The 15,253-nt window shown below is 54.6% G+C and carries 12 protein-coding genes; 6 read left to right on the top strand and 6 right to left on the bottom strand.

Annotated elements, in window-relative coordinates:
• Positions 1 to 798 precede the first annotated feature (798 nt).
• From V6C07_RS01980 to V6C07_RS01955, 6 genes are all read left to right on the top strand, one after another.
• Entirely contained in the window at positions 799 to 2,871 is a 2,073-nt protein-coding gene (locus V6C07_RS01980; protein ID WP_333534715.1) for a TonB-dependent receptor, read from the top strand.
• 271 nt (positions 2,872 to 3,142) lie between these two features.
• Positions 3,143 to 4,180, top strand: coding sequence for a hypothetical protein (locus V6C07_RS01975; protein WP_333534714.1), 1,038 nt, complete (start codon positions 3,143 to 3,145; stop codon positions 4,178 to 4,180).
• A complete protein-coding gene (locus V6C07_RS01970) occupies positions 4,167 to 5,174 on the top strand; it encodes a FecCD family ABC transporter permease (protein WP_333534713.1) in 1,008 nt (335 codons plus the stop codon). The genes V6C07_RS01975 and V6C07_RS01970 overlap by 14 nt, the downstream gene beginning before the upstream one ends.
• Positions 5,171 to 5,929 (top strand): ABC transporter ATP-binding protein, encoded by a 759-nt coding sequence (locus tag V6C07_RS01965; RefSeq protein WP_333534712.1) that lies wholly within the window; start codon positions 5,171 to 5,173, stop codon positions 5,927 to 5,929. The genes V6C07_RS01970 and V6C07_RS01965 overlap by 4 nt, the downstream gene beginning before the upstream one ends.
• Positions 5,926 to 6,903 carry an energy transducer TonB gene (locus V6C07_RS01960; protein WP_333534710.1) on the top strand — a complete coding sequence of 326 codons (978 nt, stop codon included), beginning with the start codon at positions 5,926 to 5,928 and terminating at the stop codon, positions 6,901 to 6,903. Before V6C07_RS01965 ends, V6C07_RS01960 begins: the two co-directional genes overlap by 4 nt.
• 10 nt (positions 6,904 to 6,913) lie before the next feature.
• A complete protein-coding gene (locus V6C07_RS01955) occupies positions 6,914 to 8,497 on the top strand; it encodes a bifunctional metallophosphatase/5'-nucleotidase (RefSeq protein ID WP_333534709.1) in 1,584 nt (527 codons plus the stop codon).
• A gap of 536 nt (positions 8,498 to 9,033) precedes the next feature.
• Here V6C07_RS01955 and V6C07_RS01950 read toward each other — a convergent pair.
• From V6C07_RS01950 to V6C07_RS01925, 6 genes are all read right to left on the bottom strand, one after another.
• On the bottom strand, positions 9,034 to 9,861 hold the full coding sequence (locus tag V6C07_RS01950; protein ID WP_333534708.1) for a class I SAM-dependent DNA methyltransferase: 828 nt from the start codon (positions 9,859 to 9,861) through the stop codon (positions 9,034 to 9,036).
• On the bottom strand, positions 9,852 to 10,625 hold the full coding sequence (locus V6C07_RS01945) for a DUF364 domain-containing protein (protein WP_333534707.1): 774 nt from the start codon (positions 10,623 to 10,625) through the stop codon (positions 9,852 to 9,854). Before V6C07_RS01945 ends, V6C07_RS01950 begins: the two co-directional genes overlap by 10 nt.
• Positions 10,618 to 11,187, bottom strand: a complete 570-nt coding sequence (locus V6C07_RS01940) for an FmdE family protein (RefSeq protein WP_333534706.1) — start codon at positions 11,185 to 11,187, stop codon at positions 10,618 to 10,620. The genes V6C07_RS01945 and V6C07_RS01940 overlap by 8 nt, the downstream gene beginning before the upstream one ends.
• Before the next feature lie 652 nt (positions 11,188 to 11,839).
• Complete coding sequence (locus tag V6C07_RS01935) at positions 11,840 to 13,165, bottom strand: dicarboxylate/amino acid:cation symporter (protein ID WP_333534705.1); 1,326 nt, start codon at positions 13,163 to 13,165, stop codon at positions 11,840 to 11,842.
• Between the two features lie 291 nt (positions 13,166 to 13,456).
• Positions 13,457 to 13,870: a hypothetical protein gene (locus tag V6C07_RS01930; protein WP_333534704.1), complete on the bottom strand. Its 414-nt coding sequence runs from the start codon at positions 13,868 to 13,870 to the stop codon at positions 13,457 to 13,459.
• A gap of 923 nt (positions 13,871 to 14,793) precedes the next feature.
• Positions 14,794 to 15,253, bottom strand: a 460-nt coding sequence (locus V6C07_RS01925; protein ID WP_333534703.1) for an AMIN domain-containing protein, incomplete at its 5' end; no start/stop codon positions are given.

Raw genomic sequence — 15,253 nt, 5'->3', positions numbered from 1 at the left:
CAACTCATCCAGCTCAACCTGCTCGGTTCGGCGTCTCTGGAAGAACTCCTGAATCCACGACGGCGAAGAAAAGATAATCTTCAACATCTCAGCCTATTAGAATTGGGTGCTTAGCCGGACAGCAATGATAACAAACAACGCACTTGAGGCAAGGAATAGTCGACGAATCATTTTTTTTAGTGAAATTATCCCCGCGCGTTGCCAGGGGCAGATCTGTGGGAAAATTTTATGGTTTTTGACCGTATACCGGCTGATTATAAAAGTTGCTTCCCGTGCGTAACGTTCGTCATGCGCCGTAAAACCGTGTCTCGGGCGTAATGTCTCAGCCATAAAACACCCTGAAAAAGACATCCGGAACGCGCGGTTTGAATGTCAAAGGGGCAGCAGGCCGCAGTCGGCGGGTGCAGGCGCCTGCGCGTGTAAGGCACGAGCCTGCGCATGTTTGCGGCAACTCGGCCACAGAAAGCTCCAGCCAGTATACATCCGATCGGATGTCTGCGCCACGAAGAAACAATGCAGAAAAAGGCGGCAGATATTTTTATATATCATGTGAAAATAATCGTGCGCCATATTTATAAATCTTCAAATATATATTAAATAAATATGATTTTATAGAAAAAAATTGTTCAGTATTCACGATTAAAAAAATACCGCTACCGAGTTGCGCCATAAAATCATCATATGTACTCACATGAAATTAAAAATCCATTTTATGGCGCAATTTTTTGCGGAGCACACTGTCCTTTGCCTGGATATGGACAGCGGTTTATTTCTGTCATCTCAATAACTGGAGGGCATATGAGTTGTAGGCGTGTGTTGTTCCTGCTCGCTGTACTGCTGTTGCAGGCAAGTGGCGCATGGGCGCAGGAAGAAGGAGCCACGGAAGTTTTGTTGACGCCGCTTGAGATGACAGAGCCAAAAAATACCATCGACCATATCACCCAGACGGATATGGAAAGAAAAACGGCCCTTAATCTGTGGGAGGCCCTCAGGGGGGTGCAGGGCGTATACTTGCAGACATCAGCAGGCCGTAACGAGGGAACCATCAGTATACGAGGCTCAAATCGCTACCAGGTGGGCATGTATATCGACGACATTCCTGTAGCTACTGCGTACCGTAATGAGTGGGACTACAATAACACCCTGACCTATGGCCTTGAGTCGGTTGACGTATCAAAAGGATACAGCTCGCCCTTGCTTGCAAGCAACAACAACCTGGCCGGCGTGGTGAACCTGCGTACCGCCAAACCCAGAAAAGAATTTGAATTTTCCGCAAAGTACATGAATTTTTTTGACCGGAGGATGCACGATCAGGGCAGAATGGTTGCCGCCAGCATCGGCACGCGGCAAGACCTCTATTACCTGAAGGGTACCTTTGTTTATGACAAGCAGGACTTTTTTACCCTGCCCGAAGGCTTTGACGCCGCGCCCCAGCAGGGTACGGGCCGCCGCAAAAACTCCGACCACAAGAACATGAGCGCCAACATCATCGGCGGCTGGACGCCCACTGATGATGTGGACATCATGGTGGGCTATATGCGGCAAAGCTTTAAGAAAGGCCAGCCCTTTGACGCTGCCCAGTACCGCCCCGGCCCTGACGGCAAGCAGGCGTATCCCTTTCAGCGCTCGTGGTACTGGCCGGAATATGAAACCAGCCGCCTTTATACCAATGCCAATTTCAATCTGAGCAGGCAGGCCCATCTCAAGGCCGTGGTGTATTACGACTCGCATCAGGACAAGTCCGAAAGCTATACCGACATCACCATGACCAAAAGGGACTATCCTGATAAAAAGTACGACCAGTATACCGTCGGCGGGCAGTTGGCCTTTGACTATACGTTCAATGCGGCCAACAAGCTTGCGCTTTCTGCCGGCTACCGCATTCTTTCTCATAAGGAATACAATGATTATGCGGTATTTGACGACAGAAGCGTCCCCGCGAAGCAGAAAAAGAAAAAGGCCGACATTGGCGACGAACTGGATGAGCACATTTCAGAGGGCTACTGGGACTTTGGTGCGGAATACACCCTCAAGCCCATTGAGCGTCTGACCCTTGTTTTCGGCACGAGCCTCAGCACCATGACGCCCATGACCCTTGAAAGCCGTGACCATAACACCGGCGACATGCATTCTTACAAAAACGGTCTGGACGACACCAAGAGTTTGTTCAACTACCAGGTAGGAGCGTTTTACGATCTTACCGAACGGCACGAAATTTTTGCCACCTTTGCCAAAAAGTCCCGCTTCGCCACCATGCGTGAACGATATTACAGAAACGGTGACACTCCCGCCAATCCGGACCTGAATCCCGAACACGCCTACCATTATGAACTTGGCTACAAGGGTCTTGTGAGCGATTGGCTCAAACTCAACACCAGCGTGTATTACAGTGATGTGAGCGACATGATCACGTCCAAGGGGCCCAAGGGGGCCATGTATTTTGAAAACCTCAACAGGGCCACGTTTTACGGTTTTGAGGCAGGGGCAGAGGCCGTTATAAACCAGTACCTCAGCGCGGGTGGTGTGTTCAACTACATGCGTTGGGATAACTGCACCAATGACGAAAAACTCGCCCAACTGCCGGAAATAACCAGCACTATTTATGCTGTTGTTTCCCCTGTGGAAGGGCTTTCCGTCATTCCCCAAGTCAATATCAGCAGCGGATTTTACTGGAGCACTACCGCTGAAGACGGGCCGTACAGAAAATCTCCCAACTTCGCCACCGTGGATATAAAGGCGGTGTATGACATCACCAGGAATTTTTCGGTGGAAGCGGGCGTGAGAAACCTTTTTGACCAGGAATATGCGTACAGCGCCTATTATCCGGAACAGGGCCGGAACTTCTTTGTGGGCGTGAGCGCCAATTTCTAGAGTGTTTTCACTTTGAAGCGCTTGCTTAACGGCGAATAACCGCTGCTTCAGCCGTTGCTTTTGCGTGTGACGGCTGAAGCGCATCCGCTGCATTGTCGCGCGGAGCCTGCTTTTCTGGCGGCCTCGCGCCCAAGCGGAAGCGAAAAGATTCCTGAAGTGAGCTTGCAAAGCACTGCACAGAATATCCGGCCATGTCCGTGGCAGGATACGTTGGTCGGGCGTTGCCGCCGCCCGACCGGCTTTCGGAGCGGCCCGCCAAAGGATGGTGCGTATGCGGATCAGATTCATGACCCTTGGGCTGCTTTTGCTGCTTGTCATGCCTTTTTGCGCAAGCGTTGCCGCAGGCGATTCCGCGGCGTCCGGCAGCGGGGGGCGTGCGGAGGGCGTGCGAAGCATCTATTGCGCCACCCCGCCTTCCACGTTCACGCTGTACGCCTTCGCGCCGGAACTGCTGGCAGGCTGGAATACGCCTCTCCGTGATTATGAGAAAAAATTCATTCCTGCCCGCTACCATAACCTGCCGGTTTTGGGCGGCTGGTACGGCCAGGGTTTTATCCCTGACAGAGAAATGCTGCTCGCCAGCGGCATCAAAAAGGCCTTTTACCTTTCTATGGGCGCTCACGACAGCCTGCCCATCGAACAGACATTGAGCAGCCTGGGCATGCAGGTGACCAGCGTTCCCGGTTCAAGGCTGGCGGACATGGCTCCCTGTTTTCTGGCTATGGGCCGGGCCTACGGACGTGAAGAGCGTGGGGCTGCTCTGGCCGCGTATGCCACGCAGACGCTTGAAAAAGTATCCCGCGTCATGCAGGAACTGCCTCGGGAACAATGGACAAGAGTGTATGTAGCTCTTGAGGCTGACGGCCTGGCGTCCATCTGCCGTCAGTCAAGAAGGGCAGAGGTATTTGCCGCTGCCGGGGCCGTAAGCGTGCACGATTGCCCGCCCGGAGCGGAAGAAGCTTTTTTGCGCGTTACCTTTGAGCAGTTGATGACCTACGACCCTGAGGCCATTCTTGTTTTTCATCCGGCGCTCATGCGCCGTATTCCCACGGACGCCAAGTGGGCCGCCCTTTCCGCAGTGCGCGATGGCAAAGTGTATTTTATCCCGCGCGGGCCGTTCAGCTGGCTGGAGCGTCCTGCCACCTACATGCGTCTGCTGGGCGTACAATGGCTTGCAAACAGGCTGCATCCCGACCTCTACCCGGTGGACATCAAGGCAGAGAGCAGGGACTTTATGAAACTTTTTTTCAACCTGGACCTTGACGATACCCAGGTGAACGATCTCTTCGAGCCTTATGGCACATTCTAAAAAAATTTTGCTTTTGCTTGTCCTGCTTTTGCTGGCGGCCATTATATTTGCTCTGCCCCTGGGGCGTTATCCGCTGGGCCTGGGCGATCTTTGCCGCAGCCTGCTGGACGCATGGGCGGGACGCCCCTTGAGCGAAGAGCAGGGCAGGCAGCTTTTTCTTTTTTTTGACCTGCGCCTGCCGCGCATCGGTTCCGCCATGCTGGTGGGGGCCTGTCTGTCCGCTTCGGGTACGGTATACCAGAACATGTTTCAGAACCCTCTTGTGTCGCCGGGCATACTGGGGGTGCAGCACGGGGCTGCTTTTGGCGCGGCCATAGGCATCGTGTTTTTTTCTTCCTGGCCGTTGACGCAGGCTTTTTCCTTTGCTGGCGGCGCGCTGGGCGTGGGCCTTTCTCTCTTTTTTGCGTGGCTCTATCCCAGGGCGCGTTTTCTGGCGCTGGTGGTGGGCGGGCTTGTAAGCAGTTCGTTTTTTGTGGCCCTGACCTCGCTCGTGCAATACGTGGCCGACCCCAACCGGCAATTGCCGGAGCTTGTGTACTGGCTTATGGGTACGCTGTCCCGCACGGAACCGCATCAGCTTGTCTGGAGCGCTCCTCTCATGCTGGCGGGCCTGATTTACATCTGCCTCAACGGCAAGGCGGTCAACGCCCTCGCCATGGGAGACGATGAAGCCCGTACACTGGGAGTACAGAGCATGGGCATGAAGCTCCGCCTTATCGGGGCGGCCACGCTTGTCTGCTCGCTTACCGTGGTGCTTGCCGGAGTCATCAACTGGGTGGGGCTGGTCATTCCGCATGTCATGCGTTTCATCAGCGGGCCGGACAACAGGGTGGGGCTTGCGGCGTCAGCCCTGGGCGGCGCGCTTTTTGTGCTGCTTACAGACACGCTCATCCGGTCGGTCTGGACGGTGGAACTGCCGCTGGGCATTGCCACATCGCTCATCAGCATGCCGCTTTTCGCCTTCAGCCTGTGGTACGACTGGAAACGGCGATGATAGAAATCAACAACCTTACCGTCAGCTATCATGGCGCCCCGCCGGTGCTGAAAAACATTTCTTTGCGCGTGGACAGGGGCGAAGTAGTCAATGTGCTCGGCCCCAACGGCTGCGGTAAAACCACGCTGCTCAGGGCGCTTCTTGGGCTTTTGCCCGTTCCGCCCGGCAGTGTCGCGCTGGACGGCTGCCCGCTGGAAAAAATTGGGCGGCGTGATCTGGCCCGCAGCCTTGCCTATGTGCCGCAGCAGCATACTGGCGTTTTCGGCTTTCAGGTGCAGGATGTGGTGCTTATGGGCCGCACGGCACGCAGTCCCTGGCTGCGCTTTTCCGCAGAAGACCGTGAGCGGGCCATGCACGCCCTTGAAAAAGTACGCCTGACCCATCTGGCGGCCAGATCGTATCTGGAACTTTCCGGCGGGCAACGTCAGATGGTGCTGATAGCGCGCGCCCTGGCGCAGGATTGCGCGGCGCTTGTCATGGATGAGCCTGTTACCGGCCTGGATTATGGCAATCAGTTTCATCTACTTGACCTTATTGGCGAACTGGCTTCATCTGGCCCGGCCATTCTGCTCACCACGCACCACCCGGAACAGGCCGTTTATCTTGGCGGGCGGGCTGTGCTTTTGAAAGACGGCATGCTGGTGGCGGATGGGCCGGTGGTTTCTGTCATTACCGAAGAACAGGTGCGCAGGCTTTACGATCTGCCGCCCAGGGCCGAGGTTTGGATGCGTCTGACCGGGACCAGTACAGCATGAAACGTCAAGGTGCTGACGAAAAGTTCCTCAGCATGCCCAAGGCTGAACAGGTGGGGGAAAAAGCGGTATTTTTCGGCAACAGGGCGTTTTTTTTGCTTTCCTTGACACTGCACGCTGCTGCCATCGCAGCCTTGTGGTTTCTGGCTGTTCCTGCGCCGGGCGCGGGGCAAGGCGCGGGGGCAGGCGAGTACATCACGGTGAGCCTGCTGGCCGGGTTGCCGGGTGATTCCGGTAATGCGGACGCTTCAGCCTCATGGCCCGATGCCGACGAAGCCTCCGCCTCCACATCCGCCACTGCCGACAAGGCCGTTGAGTCTGAGGCTGTCATACCTGCCCCGGATACTGTTCAGAACGCTGATTCCCGACTGAAAGAGCCAGAGGTCGCCCCGACCGGAGAATCTGTTCCGACCGAAGCAATTCCCGTGCGCAAGCCAAAGCCCGAACAAAAAGTCAAGCCCAAAGCCAAGCCCAAAGCCGAGAGCCGGAAGCCTGAAAGCCGGAAGTCCGAAAATGCAACCGCAGAACATATTTCACCCAAACATGTGCGACAGGCCCCTCAAAAGCAGGGGCAGCAGGACGGAAAATCCCCGGGCCTGGGGCATGAACAGGGGGGCAACGCGGCAGGGCGCAGCGGGCAGGCCGGAGAAAAGGGAGGCGCAGGCGCGGAAAACAGCGCTGCCGGACAGGGAAGTTCCGCCGGATATCTGAAAGGAAATTACGAATACATCAAAAAGCGCGTCAGGCAGTATCTGGTTTACAGCCCGCAGGACAAGCGTATGGGCATTCAGGGGCTGGTGACTGTATCTTTTACCATACAGCAGGACGGCCGGGTCAGGGATATTGCGGTGAGCAAAAGCAGTGGCTACGCCCTGCTGGACGAATCCGCCCTTGAGGCGGTTCGCAGTGCGGCGCCGTTTGCCGCGCCGCCGGAGCCTGCGCGCGTAATCATGCCCGTGCAGTTCAGCCTGAGGTAGTGAGGTGGTCATGTTTTTTACAAGAATCCTGCTTTTTTTTCTGCTGTTTTGCTCCGCTGTTCCCGCCCTTGCGGACATAAAAATATTTATCACCAATGATGTTCACGGCTACGTGGCTGACAGCCCGGAAAAAAAGCACATCGGCTATGCCCGGCTCAAGGCCTTGGCCGATGGCGCGCGTGCCGGGGGACATACGGTCTTTATCCTGGATGCGGGAGACGCTTTCAGCGGCAGCGCGTATGCGCAGAAGGACAAGGGGCGCTCGGTGGCAAAGCTTATGGGGCAGGTGGGTTATCGCGTGCTCACGCCGGGAAATCACGCCTTTGATTATGCCGCGTCTGAAGGGCCTTTGCACTATGGCAATGAACTGCTGCGTCTGGTGCGCGAGAACAGCCGGGACAAGGTTGACGCCGTGGCCGAAAACCTCGCGTACCAGGGAAAAGATACACCGGGCATGGTCACAAAACCCGTGGTTATCCATGATGAAACAGCAGAAAATGAACATGGCCTGCGCGTCATTGTCACCGGCGTCATCACGCCGTACTCGGTGAAACCCGCTATGCGCGACGTGCTGAAGAACTATGACTTCGGGCTGAAGTCCACTGCCGAGGCCACAAAAAACGCCGTTCTTGAGCGGCTGCAGCATGCTCTTGCGCCGTACAATCGCCCGGAAGATATTGTCATAGTGCTCAGCCATCTTGGGCATGCAGGGCCAAAAGGCGACAAGGAAGGGCGCATCACCGGGCCTGATGTGGCCGCCGTACCCAACGTGGATTTTGTGGCGGACGGCCACAGCCATCAGGCCGTGGCTCCAAGCCGTGAGTATGGGGCCATATATGGCAACGGCGGGCGTTATCTTGAGCATTTTATGGAGATCACCCTTGACGGCAAGGGGGGCCACATGGCCCTAAAATCCTATGGTGATGTGGCGGGCGTTGCGCCTGACAAAGATATGGCGGAAAGCATACGGCAGCTTGATGCCGTATGGGGCTTCGAGGAAATTCTTTTCACGTCTCCCGATGACAAGGTTTTCAGTGACCGGCGCTTGCGAAAGGACAGTACGCCCCTGGGCCGGCTTATTTGCGAAGGCATGGCAAAGGCCACCGGTTCTGCCGTAGCCCTGCACAATCCTGGCGGCATTCGTGCGGGTTTGCCTGGCGGGCCTGTGCGTCTGCGTGATCTGCACGATGTTTTGCCCTTTGGCGACACCCTGATCACAGCCGACATGACGGGCAGCCAGATAGCCGCGGCAGTCATGCGTGGCGCGGGACATGGCGGACGTGGTTTGCCGCAGTTTTACGGGCTTGACGTCTGGGCCTGGAGGGGGGAGGGCGGTGGCCTGCATGTGGTCGGGCTGTGCCTCGCGGGCGGAAAGCCTTTGCAGCCGGACCGGACATACCGGGTGGCTCTCAACGGTTTTATGGCCCGCAATATGGATTTGCCCGCGAAAACAGATCACGGAACACTGGTGGATGTTTTGGAAAAACAGTGGAAAAAGGGCGTTGATGCCGAAGCCCTGCGGGCAGGCAAAAATCTGTATGTTTTTCCTGACAAGGCTGCGGCGGAGGCGGCCTGGCAGGCCGGAACCCGCTAGACAGTGTCGTCACGAGCGCCTTTCCCGGTATCTCTGCGTCGAACTTCGCCTTTTATTCCGGTCGAGTACCATAAGAGTACACTCTCTGCATAAAAGGCTCGTTCTCCTTGATATACCAAGAAAATTCATCTCGTGACGACACTGTCTAGATGTAGTGTTTCTATAGGTTGTTCACCCTCCCCAAATCGGTAAAGCTGGAGTTACCAAACAACAGCAAACCGAGTGAGGGAAAGGGTGAACAACCTATAGAAACACTACATCTAGTGATATTTTTGGTGGGGCGTAGGTTGGCGGGGCTTTGGGGCTGTCGCGGACGTTAGCGCCGTGAGCGGCAGAGGGGGAGGGTGCGGTCAGGCTGGAAGATTTAACGTGACGGTTTTCAGGCAGGTTCGGATTCGTTGGTGAGGCCTTCCGGCAGAATTACGGGCCTGTGATCGTGTGAAATCCCCTCACTGTCGTGGTTTGGGCGGCCTGCGCGGCGGCCGCGTTACCGTCAGGCCGTTCTGGCAGACAGTTCTGGTTATGGCCTTTTTCGCCTATACGGCCCAGAACATGATGGCAACCTTGGACTGTACGCTTTCATGCACCCGGCCGTCACGGCTGATCTCCGCCAGCGCACGGGTCAGGCTTTCTTTTTGCTGTCCGGTAAGCGGCCCCATGCTTTCAAAAAAGCGCAGATACATCAGTTCCGCCTCTTCAAGACTGCTGTCGCTTTCCCAGGCCCGATCCATATATTCCACTTCGGGGTAGTGGCCCATAAGCCAGAGCAGATTGAAGGCGCAGTAAAAACTGCGGCTTATGCGCTCTTTGTGTGCGTCCCAGTCTACCAGCGCCTTCAGGCGGTCGCGAACCGAGTGGCGGGTGTCAACCTGGCTTATCATGCAGCAGTAGCCGCAGGAGGCGGCGATCATTTTTTCCAGAGCTGCCCGGTCATTGACTGCCGGAGTTCTGGAGGCAAGAACCAGTTGGAATTTTTTTCTCCAGCCCAGGCTGTCCAGATCCGCCTTGCCCCAGTCCAGCACCTGAAAATGCGCGTTGGCGCAACCGTCCCGTGCGGCGTTTTCTTTCGCCAGCTCAACCATTTTGGAAGAAAGGTCAAAACCCTCAACGCTCCCCGCCAGTGGGGCCATTTCCAGCGCGTGACTGCCGGGGCCGCAGCCAATATCAAGCACGGCCCCCGAAGGGGCAAGCTGTGCCTTGCGGGCGATATGCCCCACAAGATGACGCCGGTGCTCACGCGAGGCATCGCGCCGCACATGGTCGTTGAACGAAGGCGCGCGTTTGTCCCAAAAATCTGCAGCACCGGCGCGTTCCGGCTGGTAGTTAACCCAAAGATCTTCAAAAAGACGAGTAGTTACAGACATGATTCAGCCACCATATTTACCTTTCGGCCACCTTGCGAAAAGATGGCTTCACAATCGTCATCTTTGAGGGCGGCGGCTACTCCCGCAGCATCAACCACAATCAGGCCCGAAAGCGAACTTAACCCGTGGGCGAAAAGCAGGGGATTCATAGGGGTGCTGGGACCAACCAGGCAAACCCTGGCTTTCGGGGTCAACTCCAGCAGCCTTGTAATGGTTTTGTTGATAAAAGTCGTGCCGGTAATAAAAACAAGATCCTGATGCGGCAAAATATATTCCGCTGCTGTGTCAGGAAAATCTCCCGGGCGAGGCTGGCGCTCAAGAATGGAAAGCTCACAACGCTGCCGCAAATGGGCAAGACCGGGGAAATGTCCGATAACGGCCACTTTTTTATCTTTTGCCTCTGAAAGAAAAAAGTCAAACGCATTTCCGTGGTAGCGGTCCAGCGCCGCATGCAGGGGGCTTTGCTTTACAAGGGCCAAGGTGTTGTTGGCGGCGTTCAGGGCGGCAAGACCGATGGAGGCGGCGTTGAAATCCCACGATTTGACCTGTTCCGCCACCTGGCGCAAAGGTTGCCCCACAATGTCGTAACGTGACTGGCAGGAGTCGGGCATGGCCTGAGCAGGGGGAAAATGCTGCGCCAGCCCTATGCCGCCGCTGTCTGACTCCACCATGAGCCAGTGCTTGCCGTAGGTAAATGATTTGACCCGGGCGGTGTCAGATACGGAATCAAGCAGGGCGTCATATAAAAACCAGCGGTCAGTCATGGCAGACCTCAAGGGGGCGGTAGTAGGCTCCGTGGGCGCAGGCACGGCAGTATGCCCTGCCGTCTTGCACAACTTCCTTGCAGTCCAGCACGTCCTCGCCACAGGCGGCGCAGGCGCAGACGCGAACAGGCGGGCCGGGCTGTTCGCCTTCCGGCAGGTCGATCTGCACCTCTTGCCATGAAAAAATATCATCGTCAGTGTATTTTTCCCAAAAGGTTATTTGTTCCTGTTTGGGGGCATGGTGGGGAGGGCGGTCGGATGTGGTCACGCACACCCTGACAGCGCGGCCGCTTTTAAGGTCAAGAAAAGACATGGCGGTTTTGCCGTAACCATAAACCTTGACACGCCTGCGTCCCAGGGTCACGCCTGTGACCACATAAGCGGCGTCAGCCACGCAGCGGTCTGTTTCCAGAAAGATAACCAGGTCCCGCAGGTCGTCTTCAGGCTTCAGGTCAAGCAGGTGCAAGGCCATAAGGGCCATGCGGATGCCCAAAATCTGCCCGCTGCAAATATGACCGTGGTACTTCTCAGCCTTTTCAAGAAATGGTGTGATGTTTGTCATGGTCTTAGTGTAGTGTTTATGTGTGATATTTTCTAAAAATGTATCCGTAGTTGTAAATTGTGTCAATGTATTGCCTGATCATATAGTGTATTTATTGTGTTATTATGGAATACTTCATAACTACACATTTATGATGCAGCTTCAATAGTCACGCTTTTACATTAACCGATACTATTGACATTATGTTCGCCATGTCTTTCATCTTTGTCAATTTTATAATTGCAGAATCTGGCGTGGACATGTGGGCAATGGTGCTGTCGGAGGGTAACCGCTCGGCCAGGGCCGGAAGGCACGCCCCCAAAAAAGACCTCTCTCCGTCAATCGGAGAGAGGTCTTTTTTGGGGGGGCCTGGGAAGGGCTTACAGGTCTTTGTGCGCTGTCGCCAGAGCGGCTGCTGCTTGTGTGGGAGTAGCCACCAGTAGCAAGCGCTCTGCGCTTGCGCTGCCAGGCATCGTGAGGGGCGCTGTAACGTCCTGAAAATTGGCAAGGATAAAATATTTCTCTTGGGACGCCGACATGACGGCGGCAGATGTGGCAGACTGCGGGCAGCAATGACATCAGCGTCCGCATGGCCCGGATCTGGCGAAAAACGATAAGGTCTTCGCCAAATCCGGGCTATTTGCCGTGGGGCTGCCGTGCGGCAGTTACGACATCACGCCTGTTTCGCGGTAACCGTGTCCTCGTCCATATCGTCTTCCATAATTGCCTGCGGCAGTTCGGGTGACCTGTTCAGTTCCCGGCGCAGCTGTTCCTGATCAAGCTTGCCGGTTATTTTGGCAATGGTGATGGAGGCCACGCCGTTGCCGACCAGGTTGGTCAGGGCACGCGCCTCGGACATGAAACGGTCGATGCCGAAGATGATGGCGAGGCTTTCCGGGGGGATGCTGCTTACAGAGCTGATTGAGCCGGCAAGCACGATAAAGCCGCCGCCGGTGACGGCCGCCGCGCCCTTGGAGGAGATGATAAGGATAATGAGCAGTGTAAGCTGGTCGGCCGTTGTCAGTGCGGTATTGGTGGCCTGTGCCAGAAAGATGGCCGCCATGGTCAGGTAAATGGCTGTTCCGTCAAGGTTGAAGGAATAGCCCGTGGGAATGACCAGATCGACCACGCTCTTTTCACAGCCTGCTTTTTCCATCTTGTAAAGCATGTTGGGCAGCACGGATTCAGAAGAAGACGTGCCGAGCACGATGAGCAGTTCCTCTTTGATATAGCGTATAAACTTGAAAATATTGAAGCCGGAGTAGGTGGCTACAGCGCCGAGGACGATAATGACGAAAAGAAGGCTGGTGAGGTAGAAGCAGAGGATCAGTTCACCCAGTGAGACAACGGATCCAAGCCCCTCCTTGCCGATGGTGAAGGCCATTGCGCCGAATGCGCCCACGGGGGCGACGCGCATGATGATGTTGATCAGTTTGAAAAGCGCTTCCGAAAAACTCTTGATAAAATCAAGCACCAGCTGACCTTTTTCACCGCTGAAATTGAGGGCAAAGGCAAACAGGATGGCTATCATCAGCACCTGGAGTATTTCGCCGCTGGTAAAGGCCGAAACAAAGGTGCTGGGGATGATGTTCATGAAAAAGCCAGTAAGCGTCTGATCCTTGGCTTTGCTGGCATACTGGTCGGCAAGTCCTTTGGCGCTGGCGTCAAAGGTGTTGACGTCAATGTTCATGCCTGCGCCCGGCTGCGCAATATTGACGACGATCATGCCGATCACGAGAGCCAGCGTAGTCATGGCCATGAAGTAGACAAGAGACAGCCCGCCGATCTTGCCGACGGCCTTCAGGTCCTGCATGCCCGCAATGCCGGTAACGACGGTACAGAAGATCAGCGGGGCGATGATCATTTTGATGAGTTTGATGAAGCCGGACCCCAACGGCTGCATTTTTACCGCCAGTTGCGGATAAAAATGTCCAAGCAAAATGCCGATGAAAATTGCAATCAAAACCTGGACGTAAAGAATCTTCAGATATTTCAGCATAAATCCACCTTTGGCTTGAGCATAGGCAAGCGCAAACGACTGAAAGCTGCAATGGGTGCAGGGCAAGCCTGCGGCCTTAGAGCATTTTCATTTTGAAATTGCTCTGACGACTGCGTGAGTAAGCGCAATTTATTTGCGCTGTTAAGTGCTGAAGCGAGCGTGCTTTAAACTTTGAGAATGGGCATTCTCAAAGTTAATCTGCTCTGTGTGTGCCAAATGTCAGCACAGAATGTCGTCATCAAGGTCGGCAAGACAGAAAACTGCCTGCCGCAAGTGCGTCGGCGGTATTGCTCAGGCCGTGGGGGCGCGGACAGGAGGAGGGCTTTCCTGGAAATTGCGCTTGTCCGGCAAGTGGAGGTTGCTTACCGGGACAAGTCTTCCGGGGTTGGCGTAGGGAATGGCTTGGAGAAAGCAGGAGATAAGCTGGTCAGGTTGCGAAGAGTTGCTGGCGTCAGGCTTGACCCTTTCAGGCAGTATGGCGCCAAGGCGCAGCGGTCCGCTCGGGGCAAGCTCCGCCTCATTGGGCAGTCCGGTATGAAGCGTGGATTGAAGGCTTTGTTCCGACAGAAAAGGGGTGGCGGAGTGCAGGACGGATTCGTGAAACGCACCCAGAGCATAGGCTCTGCCTGCGCCCAGTTCTTTTCCCCATTCCATGTGAAGGGCGGCTATAAAAAGAATCAAAAGAAGGGTGGTTTTTTTAAGCATTGTGTACCCTTTCAATGATTTTTCAATGCGCCATTTTTATTTTATAATGTTGAGCTGACAACATGAATATTTTTTGTATGGTGTATGATAAGAGCATACGTTTGTATTTTTGTGCAACTAAATCCTTTTTTTCACCTGGTTGCTGTGCAACGAAGGAAATGATTGTATCTTCATGATATAGCTAAAAATAAAATTTTTAATAATTTACATGTTGTTTTAATTGGTTTTTTTATTCCTGAATGGAGCATTGATATGCATCTTGAGGTGTAGCTTTTGCGGCTCTGCTAGCTGTTTGTGCAATCAATAAATGTCCATATGCATAGTAGTGTGACCTGTGATTGATGATGTATGGGCGCCAGATGTGACTGCCCTTGATGTTTTTATATCATGTTGTTTTTATAAGTATTTTTTTGCGATACCCAATGCAAGGCCGGTGTTGTGTTCAATCTTTGGCCGCAACATTGGCGTTCAGATGCTTTCTGAGTATGACCAATAAAATGGCTACGGGCAGTGGATTTGCCTGGTCGGAAAAATTGCGGATGCCGGAGGCTTTTGGGGCATCAGGTTCACGCTTTGCGTAAACGGCGGGAGTTGCGAGATATGCTGAGTGTGATTTTTTGTAATACGTAATTTACAAAAGTAATACAGGGCCGTAGGTTTTTTTCTGTCGTCCCGTATTATTCACAAAGCCGCTTGCCATGCAGCGGCTCTTTGCAGCAGGCATGCTGCTGTTTTTTTCCTGCCGTAGGGTAGTTTTTTTACAATCATTGGTGTTACATCTTTGAAAAAAAATAACACCAAGCTGAAGCCGATGCCTGCTCAACGCTGCTTCACTGCCCAGAGGGCGGGGCGCGAAGCTGAAACAGCAAGGCCCCGGCACATAAAAGCCGGGGCCTTGAAAAAAAGCGGAAATGCGGAGGCGGCTACTGGTCTACCCTGATATCCAGCGACATTTTGTCCTTTGAAAGGATGTAGCGCGTGTGCGCCGGTTTGCCGGAAAGGTCGATAACCACTCTTGTTTTATCCGCAAATTTTCCTAGACGCACATTTGTGATCAAGGGGTTTTTGGGAACGCCCGGGGCTTTGACCTGCCATTTGCCTTCAAGGTCGATAACCAGTCTTTCCGGATTGTTCAGCGTCATGCTTTTGTAGTCGATGGGCGCCGTACCCACCAGGCGGACAGTGGCCCCCTTGTCACGCGAAAAAACCACAAAGCGGGTGATCTCAAGCTTTTTAGGGGCGGGCTTTTCCGCTGCCGCGCGCTCCTGCGTTTTCTTTTCGGCTGGTTGCGCCTTTTCAGTGGGCGCTGCCGGAGGCGTTTGCGCGGGCTCGGTATTTTTTGCGCCTGTTTCGGCATGCGGGGTGGCAGGTGCCGCACTGGCG

Origin of the sequence: Desulfovibrio sp. 1214_IL3152, assembly GCF_036763055.1 — a bacterium.
Taxonomy (GTDB): domain Bacteria; phylum Desulfobacterota; class Desulfovibrionia; order Desulfovibrionales; family Desulfovibrionaceae; genus Desulfovibrio.
The sequence above is the reverse complement of the archived record's forward strand: the minus strand, read 5'-3'. Positions and strand labels throughout refer to the sequence as shown.

Coding starts and splice junctions, on each gene's coding strand:
- V6C07_RS01980 (WP_333534715.1), top strand. CDS start 799: ATGAGTTGTAGGCGTGTGTTGTTCCTGCTCGCTGTACTGCTGTTGCAG.
- V6C07_RS01975 (WP_333534714.1), top strand. CDS start 3,143: ATGCGGATCAGATTCATGACCCTTGGGCTGCTTTTGCTGCTTGTCATG.
- V6C07_RS01970 (WP_333534713.1), top strand. CDS start 4,167: ATGGCACATTCTAAAAAAATTTTGCTTTTGCTTGTCCTGCTTTTGCTG.
- V6C07_RS01965 (WP_333534712.1), top strand. CDS start 5,171: ATGATAGAAATCAACAACCTTACCGTCAGCTATCATGGCGCCCCGCCG.
- V6C07_RS01960 (WP_333534710.1), top strand. CDS start 5,926: ATGAAACGTCAAGGTGCTGACGAAAAGTTCCTCAGCATGCCCAAGGCT.
- V6C07_RS01955 (WP_333534709.1), top strand. CDS start 6,914: ATGTTTTTTACAAGAATCCTGCTTTTTTTTCTGCTGTTTTGCTCCGCT.
- V6C07_RS01950 (WP_333534708.1), bottom strand. CDS start 9,861: ATGTCTGTAACTACTCGTCTTTTTGAAGATCTTTGGGTTAACTACCAG.
- V6C07_RS01945 (WP_333534707.1), bottom strand. CDS start 10,625: ATGACTGACCGCTGGTTTTTATATGACGCCCTGCTTGATTCCGTATCT.
- V6C07_RS01940 (WP_333534706.1), bottom strand. CDS start 11,187: ATGACAAACATCACACCATTTCTTGAAAAGGCTGAGAAGTACCACGGT.
- V6C07_RS01935 (WP_333534705.1), bottom strand. CDS start 13,165: ATGCTGAAATATCTGAAGATTCTTTACGTCCAGGTTTTGATTGCAATT.
- V6C07_RS01930 (WP_333534704.1), bottom strand. CDS start 13,870: ATGCTTAAAAAAACCACCCTTCTTTTGATTCTTTTTATAGCCGCCCTT.